Source organism: Planotetraspora sp. GP83, assembly GCF_041262585.1.
Taxonomy (GTDB): domain Bacteria; phylum Actinomycetota; class Actinomycetes; order Streptosporangiales; family Streptosporangiaceae; genus JAOEGB01.
On the sequence record NZ_JBGCBZ010000014.1, the window covers coordinates 205,581 to 220,927 of the forward strand.

Annotated in this window: 16 protein-coding genes; 2 read left to right on the plus strand and 14 right to left on the minus strand. The window is 69.6% G+C overall.

Features of this window, described 5'->3' with window-relative positions:
• Window positions 1-222: 222 nt before the first annotated feature.
• The 10 genes from ABH927_RS21010 to ABH927_RS21055 all read right to left on the minus strand — a co-directional run bounded on the left by ABH927_RS21010 (window position 223) and on the right by ABH927_RS21055 (window position 9,035).
• Window positions 223-417: a hypothetical protein gene (locus ABH927_RS21010; protein WP_261586568.1), complete on the minus strand. Its 195-nt coding sequence runs from the start codon at window positions 415-417 to the stop codon at window positions 223-225.
• Window positions 418-605: 188 nt separating this feature from the next.
• Window positions 606-875, minus strand: a complete 270-nt coding sequence (locus tag ABH927_RS21015) for an acylphosphatase (RefSeq protein WP_370023971.1) — start codon at window positions 873-875, stop codon at window positions 606-608.
• Between the two features lie 50 nt (window positions 876-925).
• Complete coding sequence (mutM, locus tag ABH927_RS21020) at window positions 926-1,819, minus strand: bifunctional DNA-formamidopyrimidine glycosylase/DNA-(apurinic or apyrimidinic site) lyase (protein WP_370023958.1); 894 nt, start codon at window positions 1,817-1,819, stop codon at window positions 926-928.
• A gap of 198 nt (window positions 1,820-2,017) precedes the next feature.
• Window positions 2,018-2,788, minus strand: a complete 771-nt coding sequence (rnc, locus tag ABH927_RS21025; protein WP_370023972.1) for a ribonuclease III — start codon at window positions 2,786-2,788, stop codon at window positions 2,018-2,020.
• Window positions 2,789-3,013: 225 nt separating this feature from the next.
• Window positions 3,014-3,193, minus strand: coding sequence for a 50S ribosomal protein L32 (gene rpmF, locus ABH927_RS21030; protein WP_261586570.1), 180 nt, complete (start codon window positions 3,191-3,193; stop codon window positions 3,014-3,016).
• Window position 3,194: 1 nt separating this feature from the next.
• Complete coding sequence (locus ABH927_RS21035) at window positions 3,195-3,749, minus strand: DUF177 domain-containing protein (RefSeq protein ID WP_370023959.1); 555 nt, start codon at window positions 3,747-3,749, stop codon at window positions 3,195-3,197.
• A gap of 70 nt (window positions 3,750-3,819) precedes the next feature.
• Complete coding sequence (gene coaD, locus ABH927_RS21040) at window positions 3,820-4,296, minus strand: pantetheine-phosphate adenylyltransferase (protein ID WP_370023960.1); 477 nt, start codon at window positions 4,294-4,296, stop codon at window positions 3,820-3,822.
• 15 nt (window positions 4,297-4,311) lie between these two features.
• Window positions 4,312-4,881: a 16S rRNA (guanine(966)-N(2))-methyltransferase RsmD gene (rsmD, locus tag ABH927_RS21045; RefSeq protein WP_370023961.1), complete on the minus strand. Its 570-nt coding sequence runs from the start codon at window positions 4,879-4,881 to the stop codon at window positions 4,312-4,314.
• Window positions 4,882-5,248: 367 nt separating this feature from the next.
• Window positions 5,249-7,438 carry an ATP-dependent DNA helicase RecG gene (gene recG / locus ABH927_RS21050; protein ID WP_370023962.1) on the minus strand — a complete coding sequence of 730 codons (2,190 nt, stop codon included), beginning with the start codon at window positions 7,436-7,438 and terminating at the stop codon, window positions 5,249-5,251.
• Between the two features lie 37 nt (window positions 7,439-7,475).
• A complete protein-coding gene (locus tag ABH927_RS21055; RefSeq protein WP_370023963.1) occupies window positions 7,476-9,035 on the minus strand; it encodes a DAK2 domain-containing protein in 1,560 nt (519 codons plus the stop codon).
• A gap of 213 nt (window positions 9,036-9,248) precedes the next feature.
• Here ABH927_RS21055 and rpmB point away from each other — a divergent pair, with 213 nt between their 5' ends.
• Window positions 9,249-9,434: a 50S ribosomal protein L28 gene (rpmB, locus tag ABH927_RS21060; RefSeq protein WP_203945893.1), complete on the plus strand. Its 186-nt coding sequence runs from the start codon at window positions 9,249-9,251 to the stop codon at window positions 9,432-9,434.
• 210 nt (window positions 9,435-9,644) lie between these two features.
• Here the strand turns inward: rpmB and ABH927_RS21065 are convergent, their stop codons facing one another.
• The 4 genes from ABH927_RS21065 to thiD form a co-directional block, all read right to left on the minus strand.
• Entirely contained in the window at window positions 9,645-10,877 is a 1,233-nt protein-coding gene (locus tag ABH927_RS21065; RefSeq protein WP_370023964.1) for a cytochrome P450, read from the minus strand.
• Between the two features lie 163 nt (window positions 10,878-11,040).
• Window positions 11,041-12,438, minus strand: a complete 1,398-nt coding sequence (locus ABH927_RS21070) for an NAD(P)/FAD-dependent oxidoreductase (RefSeq protein WP_370023965.1) — start codon at window positions 12,436-12,438, stop codon at window positions 11,041-11,043.
• Complete coding sequence (locus ABH927_RS21075; RefSeq protein ID WP_370023966.1) at window positions 12,428-12,676, minus strand: ferredoxin; 249 nt, start codon at window positions 12,674-12,676, stop codon at window positions 12,428-12,430. Before ABH927_RS21075 ends, ABH927_RS21070 begins: the two co-directional genes overlap by 11 nt.
• Before the next feature lie 548 nt (window positions 12,677-13,224).
• Window positions 13,225-14,019, minus strand: coding sequence for a bifunctional hydroxymethylpyrimidine kinase/phosphomethylpyrimidine kinase (gene thiD, locus ABH927_RS21080; protein WP_370023967.1), 795 nt, complete (start codon window positions 14,017-14,019; stop codon window positions 13,225-13,227).
• Between the two features lie 1,086 nt (window positions 14,020-15,105).
• Here thiD and ABH927_RS21085 point away from each other — a divergent pair.
• On the plus strand, window positions 15,106-15,347 hold a 242-nt coding region (locus ABH927_RS21085), incomplete at its 3' end, for a hypothetical protein (protein ID WP_370023968.1).

A 15,347-nucleotide genomic window follows, 5' to 3' on the forward strand; every position in this document is an offset into this window, starting at 1 on the left:
GCGCTCGCATGACCCGGTGGAGTCGAGCGGGGCCACCGGAAACGCTCGGGCCCGGCGATCGACGAGATCCGCCGGTGCCAGGTGCCGTCTTCACCAAAATGGGCTTTACGGACAATTAACAGCACTTAAACTGCAGTTAATGGCGTCAGAACCAGTCCGCAAATGACAAGGGACGCCTTGGGAGGCGTCCCTGACAATCCATCTCCTGTTCCTTGCCGGTCCTCAGGTGAGAGCCGGCTCGCGATCCTGAAGCCGGACCAGAGCCTCATCACGAGTTTGCGCCGAGAGCGCGTCGTTCTGGGCCTGGAGCCGGGTGAGTTCTGCCTCCAAGTCCCGGATGCGCTGCTGGAGACGGCGCATTTCCGAGACCATCCGAGGGTCAGGACCGCCGACGTGGCCGAGTAGAGCCTTCGCCATAGTAAAGGGTCCTCCACGCTGAGTGACCAGACTGGTTCGCGCACTTCATGCCGCGGGAGGGGTGCGCGTGGTTCCTCTCAAGAGTCGCACCGACATTGGAGGCGGTCAAGTTGAACGCTCCGCATGGATGTACCGGTGGGCACTCTCGGTAGGTAAATATACCGCATTTGAGTGGTTTGAGGGAAGCCCTATCTCTCTACAAACCCCGCCATACTTCCCTTAGCATCGCTCCAGCGCTCGACCACCCCCTCGACCTGGCCGGGCGTGTCACCAGCACGTAACATCCCGAGCAGTTTCTCGCACGATTCCCTGGGACCTTCGGCCACGATCTCAACCCTGCCGTCAACCAGGTTGGCGGCCCAGCCGGCCAAGCCCAGTTCGAGCGCCCTGGCCCGGGTCCACCACCGGAACCCGACGCCCTGAACCCGTCCCCTGACCCACGCCGTCAACCGAATCACGCTTACAAGTATCCAAACGGCTCCGGGCGCGGCCACGCCGGGGGCGCTGTTCACGGCCTGGCGTTCCTGGGCCGGGGCTGGCACTTCGGGCAGCTGTAGGACGACCTGTTCATGAAGGCCTCGCGCCTGACGGGCGTCCCGCACCGGCGGCACGGCTCGTCGCGCCTGCCGTACACGGCGAGGGACCGGTCGAAGTAGCCGCTCTCGCCGTTGACGTTCACGTACAGGCTGTCGAAGGACGTGCCGCCCTGACCGAGCGCCTCGGCCATGACCTCGCGGACGGCCGACACCAACTCGGCGATCTTCGGGCGGGTGAGCGTCTCGGTCGGCCTCGCCCAGTGCAGCCGGGCCCGCCACAGCGCCTCGTCGGCGTAGATGTTGCCGACACCGCTGATCAGCGACTGGTCGAGCAGGGCCCTCTTGATCCCGGTACGGCGGAGCCGCAGGTTGATCGCGAACTCGTCGTCGTCGAACGCGTCCTCCAGCGGGTCGGCGGCGATGTGCGTGATCGGCTCGGGAACCGGGCGCGGCAGCCGTACGACCATGGGGGCGACGAGGACGTGGCCGAACGTGCGCTGGTCCACGAAGCGCAGGTCCGGACCGCCGTCGGTGAAGCTGAGCCGTACGCGCAGGTGCTTCTCGGCGGGCGCGAGCGGATCGACCACGAGGAGTTGGCCGCTCATGCCCAGATGCGCCAGCAGCGCCTCGTCACCCTCTTGGCTGAAGACGCCCTGCTCGCCCGGCTCGTCGCGGAGCGGTAGCCATAAATACTTGCCCCGGCGCTCGGCCGACAGGACGGTGCGGCCCTTGAGCTGGTCGGGCAACTCCCCCGCGTTCCGGCGGACCGCGCGCGGGTGGAGCACCTCGGCGTACGCGATCGTACGGCCGGCGACCCAGCGTTCGAGACCGCGCCGGACGACCTCGACCTCGGGCAGTTCAGGCATGCCGCTCCGACCCCTCTCGCTCGTTCACGTCCCGCTCGTCCACACCGGAGCGCTGTGACTTCCGGCTGGAGTTCTGTGACCGTCCACCAGGCTGCTGTGACTTCCCGGTTCGCTTGACCGCTGTGACTTCCCGCGGGGACTGTGTCACCTTCCCGTGGGAGTTGTGTCACTTCCCCATGGGAGCTGTGTGACGCGAGCTCAGGCCCGGCCGAGACCGGCGCCCTCGCGAGCGTCCCGCAGCGCGCGGATCGCCGTCCAGGCCGCCTCGGCCGCCTGCTGTTCGGCCTCCTTCTTGCTGCGCCCGGCGCCCGTGCCGTACTCCCGCCCGCCGACCCGGACGGTCGCCACGAACGACTTGGCGTGGTCGGGCCCGCTCTCGTCGACGTAGTACTCCGGGACGCCGAGCATCTCGGCGGCGGTCAGCTCCTGCAGCGACGTCTTCCAGTCGAGCCCGGCGCCCAGCGAGGCCGACCGCGTGATCAGCGGGTCGAACAGCAGGTGGACGACGCGGAACGCCTCTTCCAGGCCCTTGTCGACGTAGACCGTGCCGATCAGGGCTTCCAGGGTGTCGGCCAGGATGGACGACTTGTCGCGCCCGCCCGTGCCCTCCTCGCCGCGGCCCAGGCGCAGATATTTGCCCAGGTCGAGGGTCCTCGCCACGTCCGCGAGCGCCCTCATGTTCACGACGGCGGCGCGGAGCTTCGCGAGCTGCCCCTCGGGCAGGTCGGGATGGCCGCGGAACAGGGTGTCCGTGACCACGAGGCCCAGGACCGAGTCGCCCAGGAACTCCAGGCGTTCGTTGGTCGGCAGGCCGCCGTTCTCGTACGCGTAGGAGCGGTGCGTCAGCGCCCGCTCCAGGATGTCCGTGCTGAGCCGCACATCGAGCAACTCCTGCAGCTCATCACGGGCGGCCTCGACGGCCACCGGCTTCACCGATGATGCGCCCACGACTTTTCCTCCTGACTTCATGCATGGCGGGGCCGAGCACGGAGGCAGGTGGATCGCTGGAAGCCCGAAGGCGTGGTGGACGCCGGGCCACCGATGATCGGGGGCCCCGGCGTCCACCACGGCCTCGGGCACGCTGTGATGGTCTTCTTCTCGCTCCAACCGCCACCGCACGCGCCTGTAAAGCAAGGTAACGCCGGCCGGGTCGTTTGACGATCCGGCCGGCGTCCCCCTCCGCTTATGGCGCGATCAGGCCGACGGCTCGATGACCTGACGGCGGTTGTAGGTGCCACAAGTCGGGCACGCCACGTGCGGACGCTTCGGCGAGCGGCACTGCGGGCAGCTCACGAGCGCGACCGCGGCGGCCTTCCACTGGGACCTGCGGGCGCGGGTGTTGCTCCGCGACATCTTCCGCTTGGGGACGGCCACGTCAACCCTCCTGATCGTCTTCGTTGTTCACAACCAAGCCCTGCAGCGACGCCCAGCGCGCGTCGATCTTCTGGTGCCCGTGGTCAGGACCGGCCTCCGCCAGCTTGACCCCGCATTCCGCGCAGAGACCGGGGCAGTCATCACCGCACACCGGGCTCAGCGGCAGTGCGAGCACCACCGCGTCACGGAATACCGGCTCGAGATCGAGCAGTTCGCCGTCGAGGAGTTGATCGTCCTCTCCGGCGTCCTCCGCCGAGTAGAAGAAGAGCTCCTGGAAGTCGACCTCGATCTCCGAGGTCAACGGATCCAGGCAGCGCGAGCACTCTCCGCTGAGCGGAACCCGCGCCGTGCCCGTGACGAGCACGCCCTCCATCACCGCTTCGAGCCGGATGTCCAGCTCGACGTCGGCGTCCTTGGGAACGCCGATCATTCCGACCGCGAGGTCCACCGGAGCCGGGAGGACTGGAGTCATCTTGCGCATCGACCCTGGTCGTCGCCCTAGGTCATGGGTTGAGATCACCCACGGGGCTCGGGGGTCGAGGCTGCGCAGAGTCATCCTGCTCTCGTTAGGCATGGCGAATCACCGCCGTCGTGCAAGGCTGAAAGGAAAGAATACCAGCCTGTTGTCAGCCTCTGAGCCGCTCGACGAGCAGCTTGAGAACGAGGTCAGGGACCAGGCCTGATACGTCACCACCATACCGCGCGATCTCCTTCAGCCTGCTCGACGACAGGAAGGAGTACTCCGGGTTGGTCGACATGAACAGCGTTTCGACACCGGACATCCGGTAGTTGAGCTGGGCCATCTGCAGCTCGTAGTCGAAGTCGCTGACCGCGCGCAGCCCCTTCACGATGGCCGGGATGCCCTGCTGCTTGCAGTAGTCGACGAGGAGCCCGTGGAACTTCTCCACCCGGACGTTGCCGTACTCCCTCGTCACCGACTGGAGCATCTCTATCCGCTCGTCGATCGTGAAGAGGCTCTTCTTCTCAATGTTGATCAGCACCGCCACGACGACCTCGTCGTACAGCCGAGAGGTCCGGCCGATGATGTCCAGATGTCCGTTGGTCACAGGGTCGAACGACCCCGGACAGACGACGCGACGCAAGGCGCACCCCCACGTTTACGGGTTCCCGGCTGCGCGACCGTACCAAACGGCCGCTTCACCATAGCGACGGACCCTGTCTTCTTCGAATCCCGGTGGCCACACCAGGTCCTTACCCCTCGACTCCCGTTCCACCGCGATGAGGGCGTCCCCGGCCAGCCAGCCGTTGTCCCGCAGCGCCTCCAGCACGCGCGTGACCGCCTCGTCGGAGACCGCGTAGGGCGGGTCCGCGAAGACCAGGTCGTACGGCTCGGCGCACTCCTGGGCCACGACCCGCTCGACCTTCTCCGGCCTGAGCGACGCCCCCGGCAGCCCGAGCGAGGCCATGTTCTGCCTGATGGTCCGTACGGCTTTCGCGTCCGACTCGACGAGCAGCGCGTGGGCCGCGCCTCTGCTCAGGGCCTCCAGACCGACGGCGCCCGACCCGGCGTAGAGATCGAGGACCCGGGCCCCGTCGAGCGTGCCGAGCAGCGAGCCGACTGTCGCGAACAGCCCTTCCCTGGTCCGGTCGCTCGTCGGCCTGGTCGCCCTGCCCGGTGGTACGGCGAGCCGGCGGCCCCCTGCGGTCCCTGCGATCACCCGCGTCATCCGCCCATTCTCCCGCCCGGCAGGGCCGTGGCGCGCGGGCGGGCCACCTCGATCGGTGAACCTCCCAGGTCAAGAGTGGGCAAGGAGTGGCGACGAATAGGTAAGAGCGGTATCGCGGACCCGTCCGCATCCGCATGATGAGTTCTGCGGCCTTCAAGGTGACCCAGGGGAAGGCCGGCCGGCGTGATCGTGAGCCCTTCCGCACGTCGGCGCCCTCGGCACCTGACCCGAGGGTGGGCCCAGCCGGGGACGGCATTCGGGGGGAGGCCGTCCCATGGCTGGGCCCTGGGTCATTTAAACGCCCAGGGCCCCTGGCCCGTCAGCGTCTCCCGGCCATTGCGGCCTTTCTGAGATCTGCCGGCGGTTGTCAGGCCTTTTCGAGATAGTCCGCCTTCTCGTCGGCGACGACGGCGTCGAGCTCGGCCCGCAGGGCTGGGTGGGCCTCCAGCTCGGGATCGGCGGACAGCACCGTCACGGCCTCCTCCCGGGCGGCCTCGATCACGTCCTCGTCGCGGAGGAGCTGAAGCATCTTCAGCGACGACTTGCGGCCCGACTGGGCGGCCCCCAGGACGTCACCCTCGCGGCGCTGCTCCAGGTCGACCCGGGACAGCTCGAACCCGTCCAGGGTGGCCGCCACCGCCTCCAGACGGGCGCGCGCCGGTGTCGCCTCCGGCGCCTCGCTCACGAGCAGGCACAGGCCCGGCAGGCCGCCCCGGCCCACCCGGCCGCGGAGCTGGTGGAGCTGCGAGACGCCGAACCGGTCGGCGTCCATGATGATCATGACGGAGGAGTTCGGCACGTCGACGCCCACCTCGATCACCGTGGTGGCCACCAGGACGTCGATCTCCCCCTTGGTGAAGGCCCGCATCACCGCGTCCTTCTCCTCGGGCGGCAGCTTGCCGTGCAGCACCTCGACCCTCAGCCCGTGCAGAGGACCGTCCGAGAGCATCTCGGCGACCTCCAGGACCGCCAGGGGCGGCCTGCGCTCCTCCTCGTCCCTGCCCGCATCGCTGTCCACATCCCTGCCCACGTCCCCCTCGTCGCCCTCCTGGTCGCCGATGCGGGGACACACGACGTACGCCTGGCGGCCCAGGGCGACCTCCTCACGGACCCGCTGCCAGGTGCGGTCGAGGAAGTGGGGCTTCTCGGCGGCGGGCACGACATGCGTCGAGATCGGCGCCCGGCCGGAGGGAAGCTGGGACAGCGTGGAGACCTCCAGGTCGCCGAAGACCGTCATCGCGACCGTCCGCGGGATGGGGGTCGCCGTCATGACGAGGACGTGCGGGCGCCCGCCGCCCCCCTTCTCGCGCAGCGCGTCGCGCTGCTCGACGCCGAACCTGTGCTGCTCGTCCACGACGACCAGCCCGAGGTCGGCGAACTGCACGTGCTCCTGCAGCAGGGCATGGGTGCCGACCACGATGCCGGCCGCCCCCGAGGCCGCGTCCAGCAGCGCGCTCCTGCGGGCGGCCGTGCCCATCGAGCCGGTCAGCAGGGCGACGACCGTGCCCCCGAACATCCCGCCCGTGGCGAGGTCGCCCAGCATGCCGACGATCGACCGGTGGTGCTGCTGGGCCAGCACCTCGGTGGGCGCCAGCAGGACGGCCTGGCCTCCGGAGTCGACCACCTGCAGCATGGCGCGCAGCGCGACCACGGTCTTGCCCGCTCCCACCTCTCCCTGCAGGAGCCGGTGCATCGGGTGCTCCCGGGCGAGGTCGGCGGCGATCTCCTCGCCCACCTCCCGCTGCCCTTCGGTGAGCTCGAACGGCAGCCTGGCGTCGAAGTCGCCGAGCAGCCCTTCGGCGCGTCCGGGACGCGGCCTGGCCGGCCAGGCGGACGCCGCCAGCCGCCGCCGGACGAGCACGGCCTGCAGGACGAACGCCTCGTCGAACTTCAGCCGGCTCCGCGCCCGGGTGATCTCGCCGAAGTCCCTGGGCCGGTGGATCCAGCGCAGCGCCCCCTCCAGCGTCGCCAGCCCGTGCCGCGCCCTCACCTCGGCGGGAAGCGGGTCGTCGAGGCTCAGCACGTCGAGCACCGTGCGGACGGCCCTCCGGATCTTCCACGTGGCGAGGCCCTGCGCCGACGGGTAGATCGGCACGGGCGCGGACGCGAACTCCTCGGCCGTCTCGGCCGTCTCGTCGAACGACTCGTAGTCGGGATGCGTCAGCGACACCCGCCTGGTCTTCGAGGTGGCGAAGACATCGACCTTCCCCGAGAACATCGCCTCGGTGCCCGGCGTCAGCCGGTTCTCGGCGACGTAGGCCCCCTTGCCGAAGAAGGCGAGGTGCAGCCTGTCCTTGCCGTCGGTGATCTGGACGTCGAGCCAGGTGCCCTGCCGGTTCTTCATCGGGCGGCGCATCGCGGACGACACCTTGCCGACCACGGTCACGTGCTCCCCGTGCTCCAGCGACGCGATGGGCGTCAGCTCGCCGCGCTCCGCGTACCGCCTGGGATAGTGCCGCAGCAGCTCCCCGACCGTCGTGATGCCCAGGGCGCTCTCCAGCGGGGAAGCCGTCTTGTCGCCAAGGGCCTTCTTCAGCGGCTCGTCGAACCTCGTCACGCCACCAGTTTCTACCCGGGATCGCCGACAATCCCGCTCACTCGGCTCCGATAAGGAGCGGATAGCCGCCCTGACCCCCCTCGTAGACGGTCACCTCGATGTCCGGGCGGGTCCGCTCCAGATGGTCCTGTACGGCCCGCAGAAGCCCTTCTGGGGCGTCGGCGCCCGTCACGAGCGTCACGAGTTCGCTGCCGCCGGACAGCAGCCTGCGAGTGATCTCGACGGCCGTGTCCGCGAGAGCCGTACCGATCAGGGCGACCTCACCGTCCACGACGCCGAGGACGTCGCCGGGACGGCAGAGCCCCGCGCTGGTCATGGCCTCGCGGTTGGCGACCCAGACGTGGCCGTGCCGGGTGTGCCCCGCGGCGTCCGTCATCGTCACGATGTCGTCGTCGAAGCGGCGGAGCGGGTCGTGGACCGCGAGCGCGGCGAGCCCCTGAACCGACGCCTTGGTGGGGAGCACGCTAACCGTGAGGCCCTCCTCCCGGGCTATCTCGGCCGCGGCCACGGCGACGGCGTGGACGCCGCCGTCGTTGGGCAGCACGGCGACCTCGGCCCCGGCCTCCCGGATGGCCTGGAGGACGGCCGCCAGGGGCGGGGTGGAGCCGGGCTCCCGCAGGACCACGACGGCCCCGGCCTGCCGGAACAGCTCGGCCAGGCCCTCTCCGGCCGCGACCGCGACGACGCCGCGCTGCCGGCTTGGCTCGTGCGGGCGCTCGCCGAGATAGGTCACGCGGATGCGGTGCGGGCGGCCGAGGCCCATCGCGGCCTCGATCGCCGCTCCGGCGTCGTCCACGTGGACGTGGACGTTCCACAGGCCGTCGCCGCCGACGATCACCAGGGAGTCGCCCAGGGCGTCGAGCGCGGCCCTCAGCCGGTCGACGTCGTCCTGACCGGCGTCCAGCAGGTACATGACCTCGTAGCCCAGGCCGGCCTCGGCCTCGGCCGTGATCTTCTCGGTCGGGGCCGGGACCTCGTGCCTGTCGCTGTAGGCCTCGGCGACCACCTCGGACAGGCTCTCCAGGATGATCGCCAGCCCGGCCGCGCCCGCGTCCACCACGCCGTTGCGGGCGAGCACGTCGAGTTGGCCGGTCGTCCGGCGCAGGGCCCTGCGCGCCTCCTCGGCCGCGCACCGCGCCACCTCGGCGAGATCGTCCGGAGCGTCCCGTACGGCTTGCGCCACCGCCGCCAGCACGCTGAGCAGGGTGCCCTCCACCGGGCGGACCACCGCCGCCCTGGCCAGCTCGGCGGCCTTGAGCAGGCCCTCGCGTAAATCGGCTCCCCGGCCCTCGGCCTTCCTGAGCACCTCGGCCATGCCCCTGATGGCCTGGCTGACGATCACCCCGGAGTTGCCCCGGGCGCCGATGAGGGCGCCTCGGGCGAGCGTCTGCCACGTCGTGTCGCTGCCCGCGTCGCGTGGCAGGGCGTCCAGGGCCTCGGCCGCGGACAGCAGGGTCAGGTGCAGGTTGGTCCCCGTGTCGCCGTCCGGGACGGGGAACACGTTGAGCGCGTCGATCTCGGCCCTCGCCTGGCCGAGGGCGTCCGCGCAGTGCCGGGACCAGCGCCGGACCGCGGGGGGATCGAGCACCTCCAGCATTGACGCCGTCCTTCCTACTGGGCGCGCTCCGGCCCCCCGATGCGCTACGGTTGGCTGGATACGAGATTATCCCCGTTCGCCGGGATCCCCGTTTGGCGTGGACCGGCCGACATCGGATATCCTCGTCTGGCCAGCCGGTTGTCCCGGCATTGCTCGGATGAGCCGCTCTACCGGCGGACCGGGCCGATCGACTGATTCAAAGGAGCGATTACCGTGGCTTCCGTCTGCGACGTCTGCGCCAAGAAGCCGATTTTCGGCAACAACGTCTCCCACTCGCACCGCCGCACCCGCCGCCGCTGGAACCCGAACATCCAGACCGTGCGCGCGGTGGTCAACGGGACGCCGAAGCGGCTGAACGTGTGCACCTCCTGCATCAAGGCAGGCAAGGTCACCCGCTAGACCCTTAAGGACCTCAGGTCTCCGCTGAAGCCCGCCACCGATCCGGTGGCGGGCTTTCGCGTTGCCCTGCAGTTCACATCCGTGATCATGCACAGGTTCCCGTGCGCACGATCTGAGCAGCGCGAAAATCGCACGTGATCATGCACAGATTCCCGTGCGTACGGCCTGAGCAGCGCGAACATCGCACGTGATCATGCAGAGATTCCGAGCTCACGGGGCGATGCCGTCGATCTTGACGAGGAGGTGCCGGGGCCCGCGCAGGACGGGGTTCTGCCGGTAGGGTGGCGGGTCGGTGACGAGCCGCGGGTTCTGGAGCCGCCGCGCGAGCTCGACGAGCGCGATCTGGCCCTCCAGCCGGGCGAGCGGCGCGCCGAAGCAGATGTGGACGCCGCTGCCGAACCCGAGATGCTGATTGTCCCGGCGCTCGGGATCGAACCGGTCGGGGTCGTCGAAGCGCAGCGGATCGCGGTTTCCCGCGCCCAGCACGAGAGTCATCGGAGCGCCCTTCGGGATGGGGACGCCCGCGACCTCGATGTCCGCCAGCGTCACCCGCTGGGGCAGCAGGTGGACCGGCGGCTCGTAGCGCAGCAGCTCCTCGATCGTGCCCACGGCCAGCTCCGGCTCGCGGCGTAGCCGTTCGAGCACGTCCGGGTGGCGCAGCAAGGTCAGCATCCCGTTGGTGATGAGGTTGACCGTGGTCTCGTGACCGGCGACGAGCAGCAGCACGGCGGTGCTGATCAGCTCTAGCTGAGACATGGGCCCGTCCGGGCCGCGGTCGGTCACCAGGGCGGAGAGCATGTCATCGCCCGGCTTCCGGCTGCGGGCGGCCACGAGCTCCCCCAGGAAGCGGCCGAGCTCGAGCCTGGCCCGCTGCGCGGTGCGCTGCCGCTCGACGGGATCGTCCCAGGCGGCCATGTCAAGAGTGGAGACCAGCAGGTCGACCCAGCCACGGAAACGCGGCTCGTCCTCGGGCGGCACCCCGAGGATCCGGCAGATCACCGTGACAGGGAACGGGTAGGCGAAGTCGTCGACGATGTCGACCTGGCCCTTGCCCTCGAAGGCGTCGATCAGGCCGCCGACGATCCCGGCCAGCTTGGGCCGCAGGCTGTCGACGTACTCGGGACTGTGCGGCGGGCCGAAGGGCCGCATCGCCTGACGGCGCAGCCGGTCGTGCGCGGGCGGGTCGACCCTGATCATCGCGGGAGGCAGGGTCGCGTCCTCTTCCTCGATGTCCGGATCCGCCCACGGGCCCGCGAGGTTCCGCCTGTCGGAGCTGATCCGCGGGTCGTGGAGGAGCGAGAGGATCTCCCAGTAGGTGCTGACGACGTACGTGCCGTCCTCCTGCCTCGCCACCGGGGTCTTCCTGAGCTCGGCGTAGAGCGGGTAGGGATCGGCGCGGCTGCCGTAGTCGGTGATCCGCTTGAGCATGGTGTCCGGCGTCATGGCCTGGTCTCCTGAGGTGCTTGTCTGAGGTGTCTTTTCTGAGGTGTCTTCTGTATGCCTCGAAGTGCCGTGGTTTGCCCTGCGCGTGCCGTGCCCCTGCCGCGCCGGGCCGTACGGGATCGGCTCGGACGCGGGGACGGGCGGGACGGGCGGGACGGGGCGGTCATGCCCGCGCGGGGGTGAAGACGACGCGCTGGTCGTTCGGCAGGTGTCCGGTGATCGTCACCGTGGCGCCGTGGCTGGGCAGAGCCGGATCCGGGAACTCCGGGGACATCGACCGCATCACCGGCGGCCGGTCGACGGGGACGAAGGACGGCGGGAACGGCGCCGCCGCCATGATCAGATCACGGTAGAAGTCGAGCCATTTCGCCTGGTCGAATGCGACCGCCGCGGTGATTCGGCCGCGGTGCCCGTACGCCGCGACGAACCGGCGCTCCTCGAGCGAGCCCTGCATGACCATCATCTCGTCGGAGAACGTCGGTACGCCGACCGATCGGATGCTGACGCCGAACTGGGTGGACCAGAAGGCCGGGATAGCGAGATGCGGGCGGCGGGCCGACCCGCAACTGATCATGTTGTGCCCGGCGATCTCGGCCTGGGCGACGGCGTTGCCCCAGTGTTCGAGGAAGAGGAAGTTGTACTCATAGAGCGGGTTCGGGGCGCGCGCCACATCACCGGCCACGAACACGTCATCCGTGACGATTCCGTTGACGTCGAAGACTCGGCAGCCCGCGTCACAGGCCACGCCACGCGGCCCGGCGGCCAGGCCCGACCCGGCGAGCCAGTCGGTGTTGCCTATCGAGCCGAGGCAGACGACCGCCGCGTCCACGTCTATGGCGGTGCCGTCGGACAGGTGGGCCCGCCTCAGCCGCCCGGCCGGGTTCCCCTCCAGGGCCGTGACCGTCACCCGGCATCTAAGGTCGACGCCGTGCTCGCGGTGCATCCGCGCGACGACCGAACCGATCACGCCGCCCAGCGCCCCGACCAGCGGGACCGGCCCGCGTTCGGCGACCATCACCTCCAGACCCAGCTCGCGGCAGGCGGAGGCGACCTCCGAGCCCATGAACCCGGCGCCGATGACAAGAACGCGGCGCGGCCTGGCGGCGAGCCTCCGGCGCAGGCGGGCCGCGTCGCCGTTCGTGCGCAGGACGAACACTCCGTCGAGATCGCGCTCGCTCTCGTTCGGCCAGGGCCGGGCGCGGACGCCGGTCGCGATCAGGAGGCGGTCGAAGCCGACCTCCTGCCCGTCCGCGAGGCGCACCCGCTGGGCGTCCAAATCGAGCCCGGCGGCGGGCACGCCGAGCCGCCACTCCGCGTCGATCTCGCGGCGCCGGGGCAGCGCGGTGTGCTCGGCGGGCACCATCCCCAGCAGGACCTGCTTGGAGAGAGGCGGCCGGTCGTACGGCTGGTCCGGCTCGTCGCCGATCATGGTGAGCGACCCGGTGAAGCCCTCCTCCCGGAGAGTCTCCGCGGCCCTCAGCCCGGCCAGGGACGCGCCGACGATGACGATGTGGCCCCTCCGTTTGATGGCATGCGCCCGTTCCGGCCCGTCAACGGACATGGGTATCCTCCTCAGCCGTCGCCGGGACCTCAGCAGTGGCCGGGACCTCGGTCTGGTCCACGAGGATCGCCTGGACCGGACAGGCGGCGGCCGCTCGGCGGACCCGATCCCACTGCGCGTCATCGGGGTTGGGGTCGTAGAACAGCGCCTCCTCCCCGTGCATGGTGAACACGTCGGGCGCGAGGAAGGCACACTGCGCGTAACCCTGGCATCGGGTGAGGTCGACGACGAGTCTCATTCGGACGCCGCCCTTTCTTTCGCATGTTCTCCGCTGGCAGACATCAACCCATCGAACCGCGAGCAGAATGGTTCTCGCCACATATATCGCGCCATAGTACGCAGCGCCGCGTGGCGGCTGAGGGGCGTATCTACATTCGTTTTCCAATTTATGGCGATACGGTTTACCGTACTGGTCGAGCTGGGGTGATACCGCCGGGCGTCGGCGGCATGCGCGAAGGAGGCGCGATTGGAGTGAAGCGATTCGATCGAAATGGCGGCCGTTGCACAGGCGTCTCAGCGACAGGCGGTGGCTAGCGATCGGCCCAGTCATGGCGAAGCCGGGAAAAAGTCAAGTAGATTTGCCCGAGGGCGGCCAGCCCACCCCGATCGCCGTGAATTCTGGATGGCCGCCGGCATGATCACGCTCCTGCTGCACACGTTCCAGCACCACGCTCGGCTCACCGGCACCACGCCGAGCTCACCGGCGCCACGCTCGAGGTCCGGGGAGCGCTGTGGGCCTCGGAGGGCCCACCTGGCGAGCGCCGTGCCCGCGCCGAGTCGGCCTTTTCAGGAAGTGCGCCAGCGCCAGGCGTGGTCGACGGGGCCGATGCCGGAGCCAAGAGGAAACCCGTAGGCGATGGCCCCCGTGACGTATTCCTTGGCCAGCCGTACCGCACCGGGGACGTCCTCGCCGAGCGCCAGGTATGAGGCGATCGCGGAGGCCAGCGTGCATCCGGTGCCGTGAGTGTGCCGGTTGTCGAGCCGCTCGGCACGGAAGCGATATTGCTTGGACCCGTCGGTGAGCAGATCGACCGGCTCACCGGGAAGGTGCCCGCCCTTGATCAGCGCCCATTTCGGACCAAGCGCCAGTACGGCTTCCGCCGCCCGGGGCAGATCGTCCTCGTCTTCGACTTTGACTCCGGTGAGCTGCTCGACCTCCCACAAGTTAGGGGTGACGACGGTCGCGGTCGGCAGGAGCCTGTTCTTGACCGTCCCCACGGCGGCCGGAGCGAGCAGGGAGTCGCCGTGCTTCGAGACGCCGACAGGATCCACGACCACAGGCGCGGACACTCCGGAGAGCACCTCGGCCACGGTCTCCACGAGGATGGAAGAGGCCAGCATGCCGGTCTTGATGGCCTGTGCGCCGATGTCTCCGAGAACCGAGTCGAGCTGGGCCTTGACCGCCTCCGGCGGCAGCTCCCAGTAGCCCTGGACGCCCAGCGAGTTCTGCGCCGTCACAGCGGCGATCACGCTCATGCCGTGCACGCCCAGAGCCAGCATCGTCTTGAGATCGGCCTGGATCCCGGCGCCGCCGCCCGAATCCGAGCCGGCGATCGTCAGCACGCGTGGGGGGGTCGTCATGTGCCCATCAAATCAGGCCCGTCCCCAGCCCTCGCACACCCGGTCACGCTCGCACACCCCGGTCGCCAGACACCGGCAGGCGCCTCACCGCCCGTCGGTGGGAGGCCGTCGGCCGTAGTCATTTCCGCGTACGGACAGACATACACCCACAGTGGCCGGGCTGCGCGGTGCGGCCGGAGAGGTACGGCCGGAAACATCGCGTAACCCATGGCGTTCACATCGGGGCCTGGCCGGACGACGCCGAGCCGGGCGTCTGGACGTACGTCCCTCCCAGCCCCTTCCTCGATCGCAAGCGGAGATGCCGTGGCCCTTGCCGAGCCCCACGACCGCCGCTCAGCCGTTCCGATACCGATCGCCAGGTGCCATCGGTGACATGCGGGTCCTTATCGGCGCGCCCATTGACGATCACCTCCGAAACGATCGCGACCCTGAGCGAGTAGCTCTTCCAGGGGCGTTAGGTAGATCTTTACGGCGACCTCCTGACCTGCGGTTTTGTAAAAGATCAAGTCCTGGTTTTGTCGTAGGTGCTGGATAGCGTGAGGGCAGTTCTTGAGACGGCTGGAGCGTGGGGGGAGGTGCCTTTGGATGGCCGGGTCACCGATCGATGTGTGGGGTTCCCTTGGTGCGGCGGGTGCTTCCAGGCGCGGGCTGCCCGAGGTCCTGAAGGGCACTGTGCTGGATCCTGACTATGTCCCTCCGCGCCGGCCCGCCGAGGAGGCGTACGGCAGCGCGTGGCAGCACGAGGCATACCGGCAGTTCGTCAACGGGTCCTCCTCGACCTCCGCCCGCACCTCCGATCGGTCCGCGAGCCCAGCTGGTGCCGTCTCCTCCGACGGCGACCCGTGCGGCGGTGAACCCTCCGACGGTGAAGTTTCAGGGTCTCCACCCTCGGGTGCTGGGCCTGCCGGGTCGGCTGGGTCTGCGAACTGCGGCGAATCGGGGCCGCCTAAGGATCCGAGGCCCACAGGGTCGGGCAGGGCCGCCGGGCGGGGCGATCCCATGAGGTCGGCAGGTTCAGACGACCCGCTCGGGTCGACGGGACGGCCCGTGGAGTCGGCAGGAGAATCACCGGATTCGGGTGGGCCGGTGAGGTCGGGGGTGTTGGTGTCGGAGTTGCGGGAGATGGCGTCCCGGCTGGCGGTGGCCGGCCTTCCCGACAGCGCCGCCTTGTGTCTGGTTGAGGCTGAGGAGTTGCTGTACGCGCGGGATCGGTTGACCTCGGCGATCGCCGCCCGGGTGGGCCGGGTGCACGCCGCTGGGGAGGCCAAGAGTGTCGGGTACGCCTCGACCGGGACGTGGTTGCGTGGCGCGGCGGGGATGACCGGTGC

Coding starts and splice junctions, on each gene's coding strand:
- ABH927_RS21010 (WP_261586568.1), bottom strand. CDS start 417: ATGGCGAAGGCTCTACTCGGCCACGTCGGCGGTCCTGACCCTCGGATG.
- mutM (WP_370023958.1), bottom strand. CDS start 1,819: ATGCCTGAACTGCCCGAGGTCGAGGTCGTCCGGCGCGGTCTCGAACGC.
- rnc (WP_370023972.1), bottom strand. CDS start 2,788: ATGAAGTCAGGAGGAAAAGTCGTGGGCGCATCATCGGTGAAGCCGGTG.
- ABH927_RS21035 (WP_370023959.1), bottom strand. CDS start 3,749: ATGACTCTGCGCAGCCTCGACCCCCGAGCCCCGTGGGTGATCTCAACC.
- rsmD (WP_370023961.1), bottom strand. CDS start 4,881: ATGACGCGGGTGATCGCAGGGACCGCAGGGGGCCGCCGGCTCGCCGTA.
- ABH927_RS21055 (WP_370023963.1), bottom strand. CDS start 9,035: ATGCTGGAGGTGCTCGATCCCCCCGCGGTCCGGCGCTGGTCCCGGCAC.
- ABH927_RS21065 (WP_370023964.1), bottom strand. CDS start 10,877: ATGACGCCGGACACCATGCTCAAGCGGATCACCGACTACGGCAGCCGC.
- ABH927_RS21070 (WP_370023965.1), bottom strand. CDS start 12,438: ATGTCCGTTGACGGGCCGGAACGGGCGCATGCCATCAAACGGAGGGGC.
- ABH927_RS21075 (WP_370023966.1), bottom strand. CDS start 12,676: ATGAGACTCGTCGTCGACCTCACCCGATGCCAGGGTTACGCGCAGTGT.
- thiD (WP_370023967.1), bottom strand. CDS start 14,019: ATGACGACCCCCCCACGCGTGCTGACGATCGCCGGCTCGGATTCGGGC.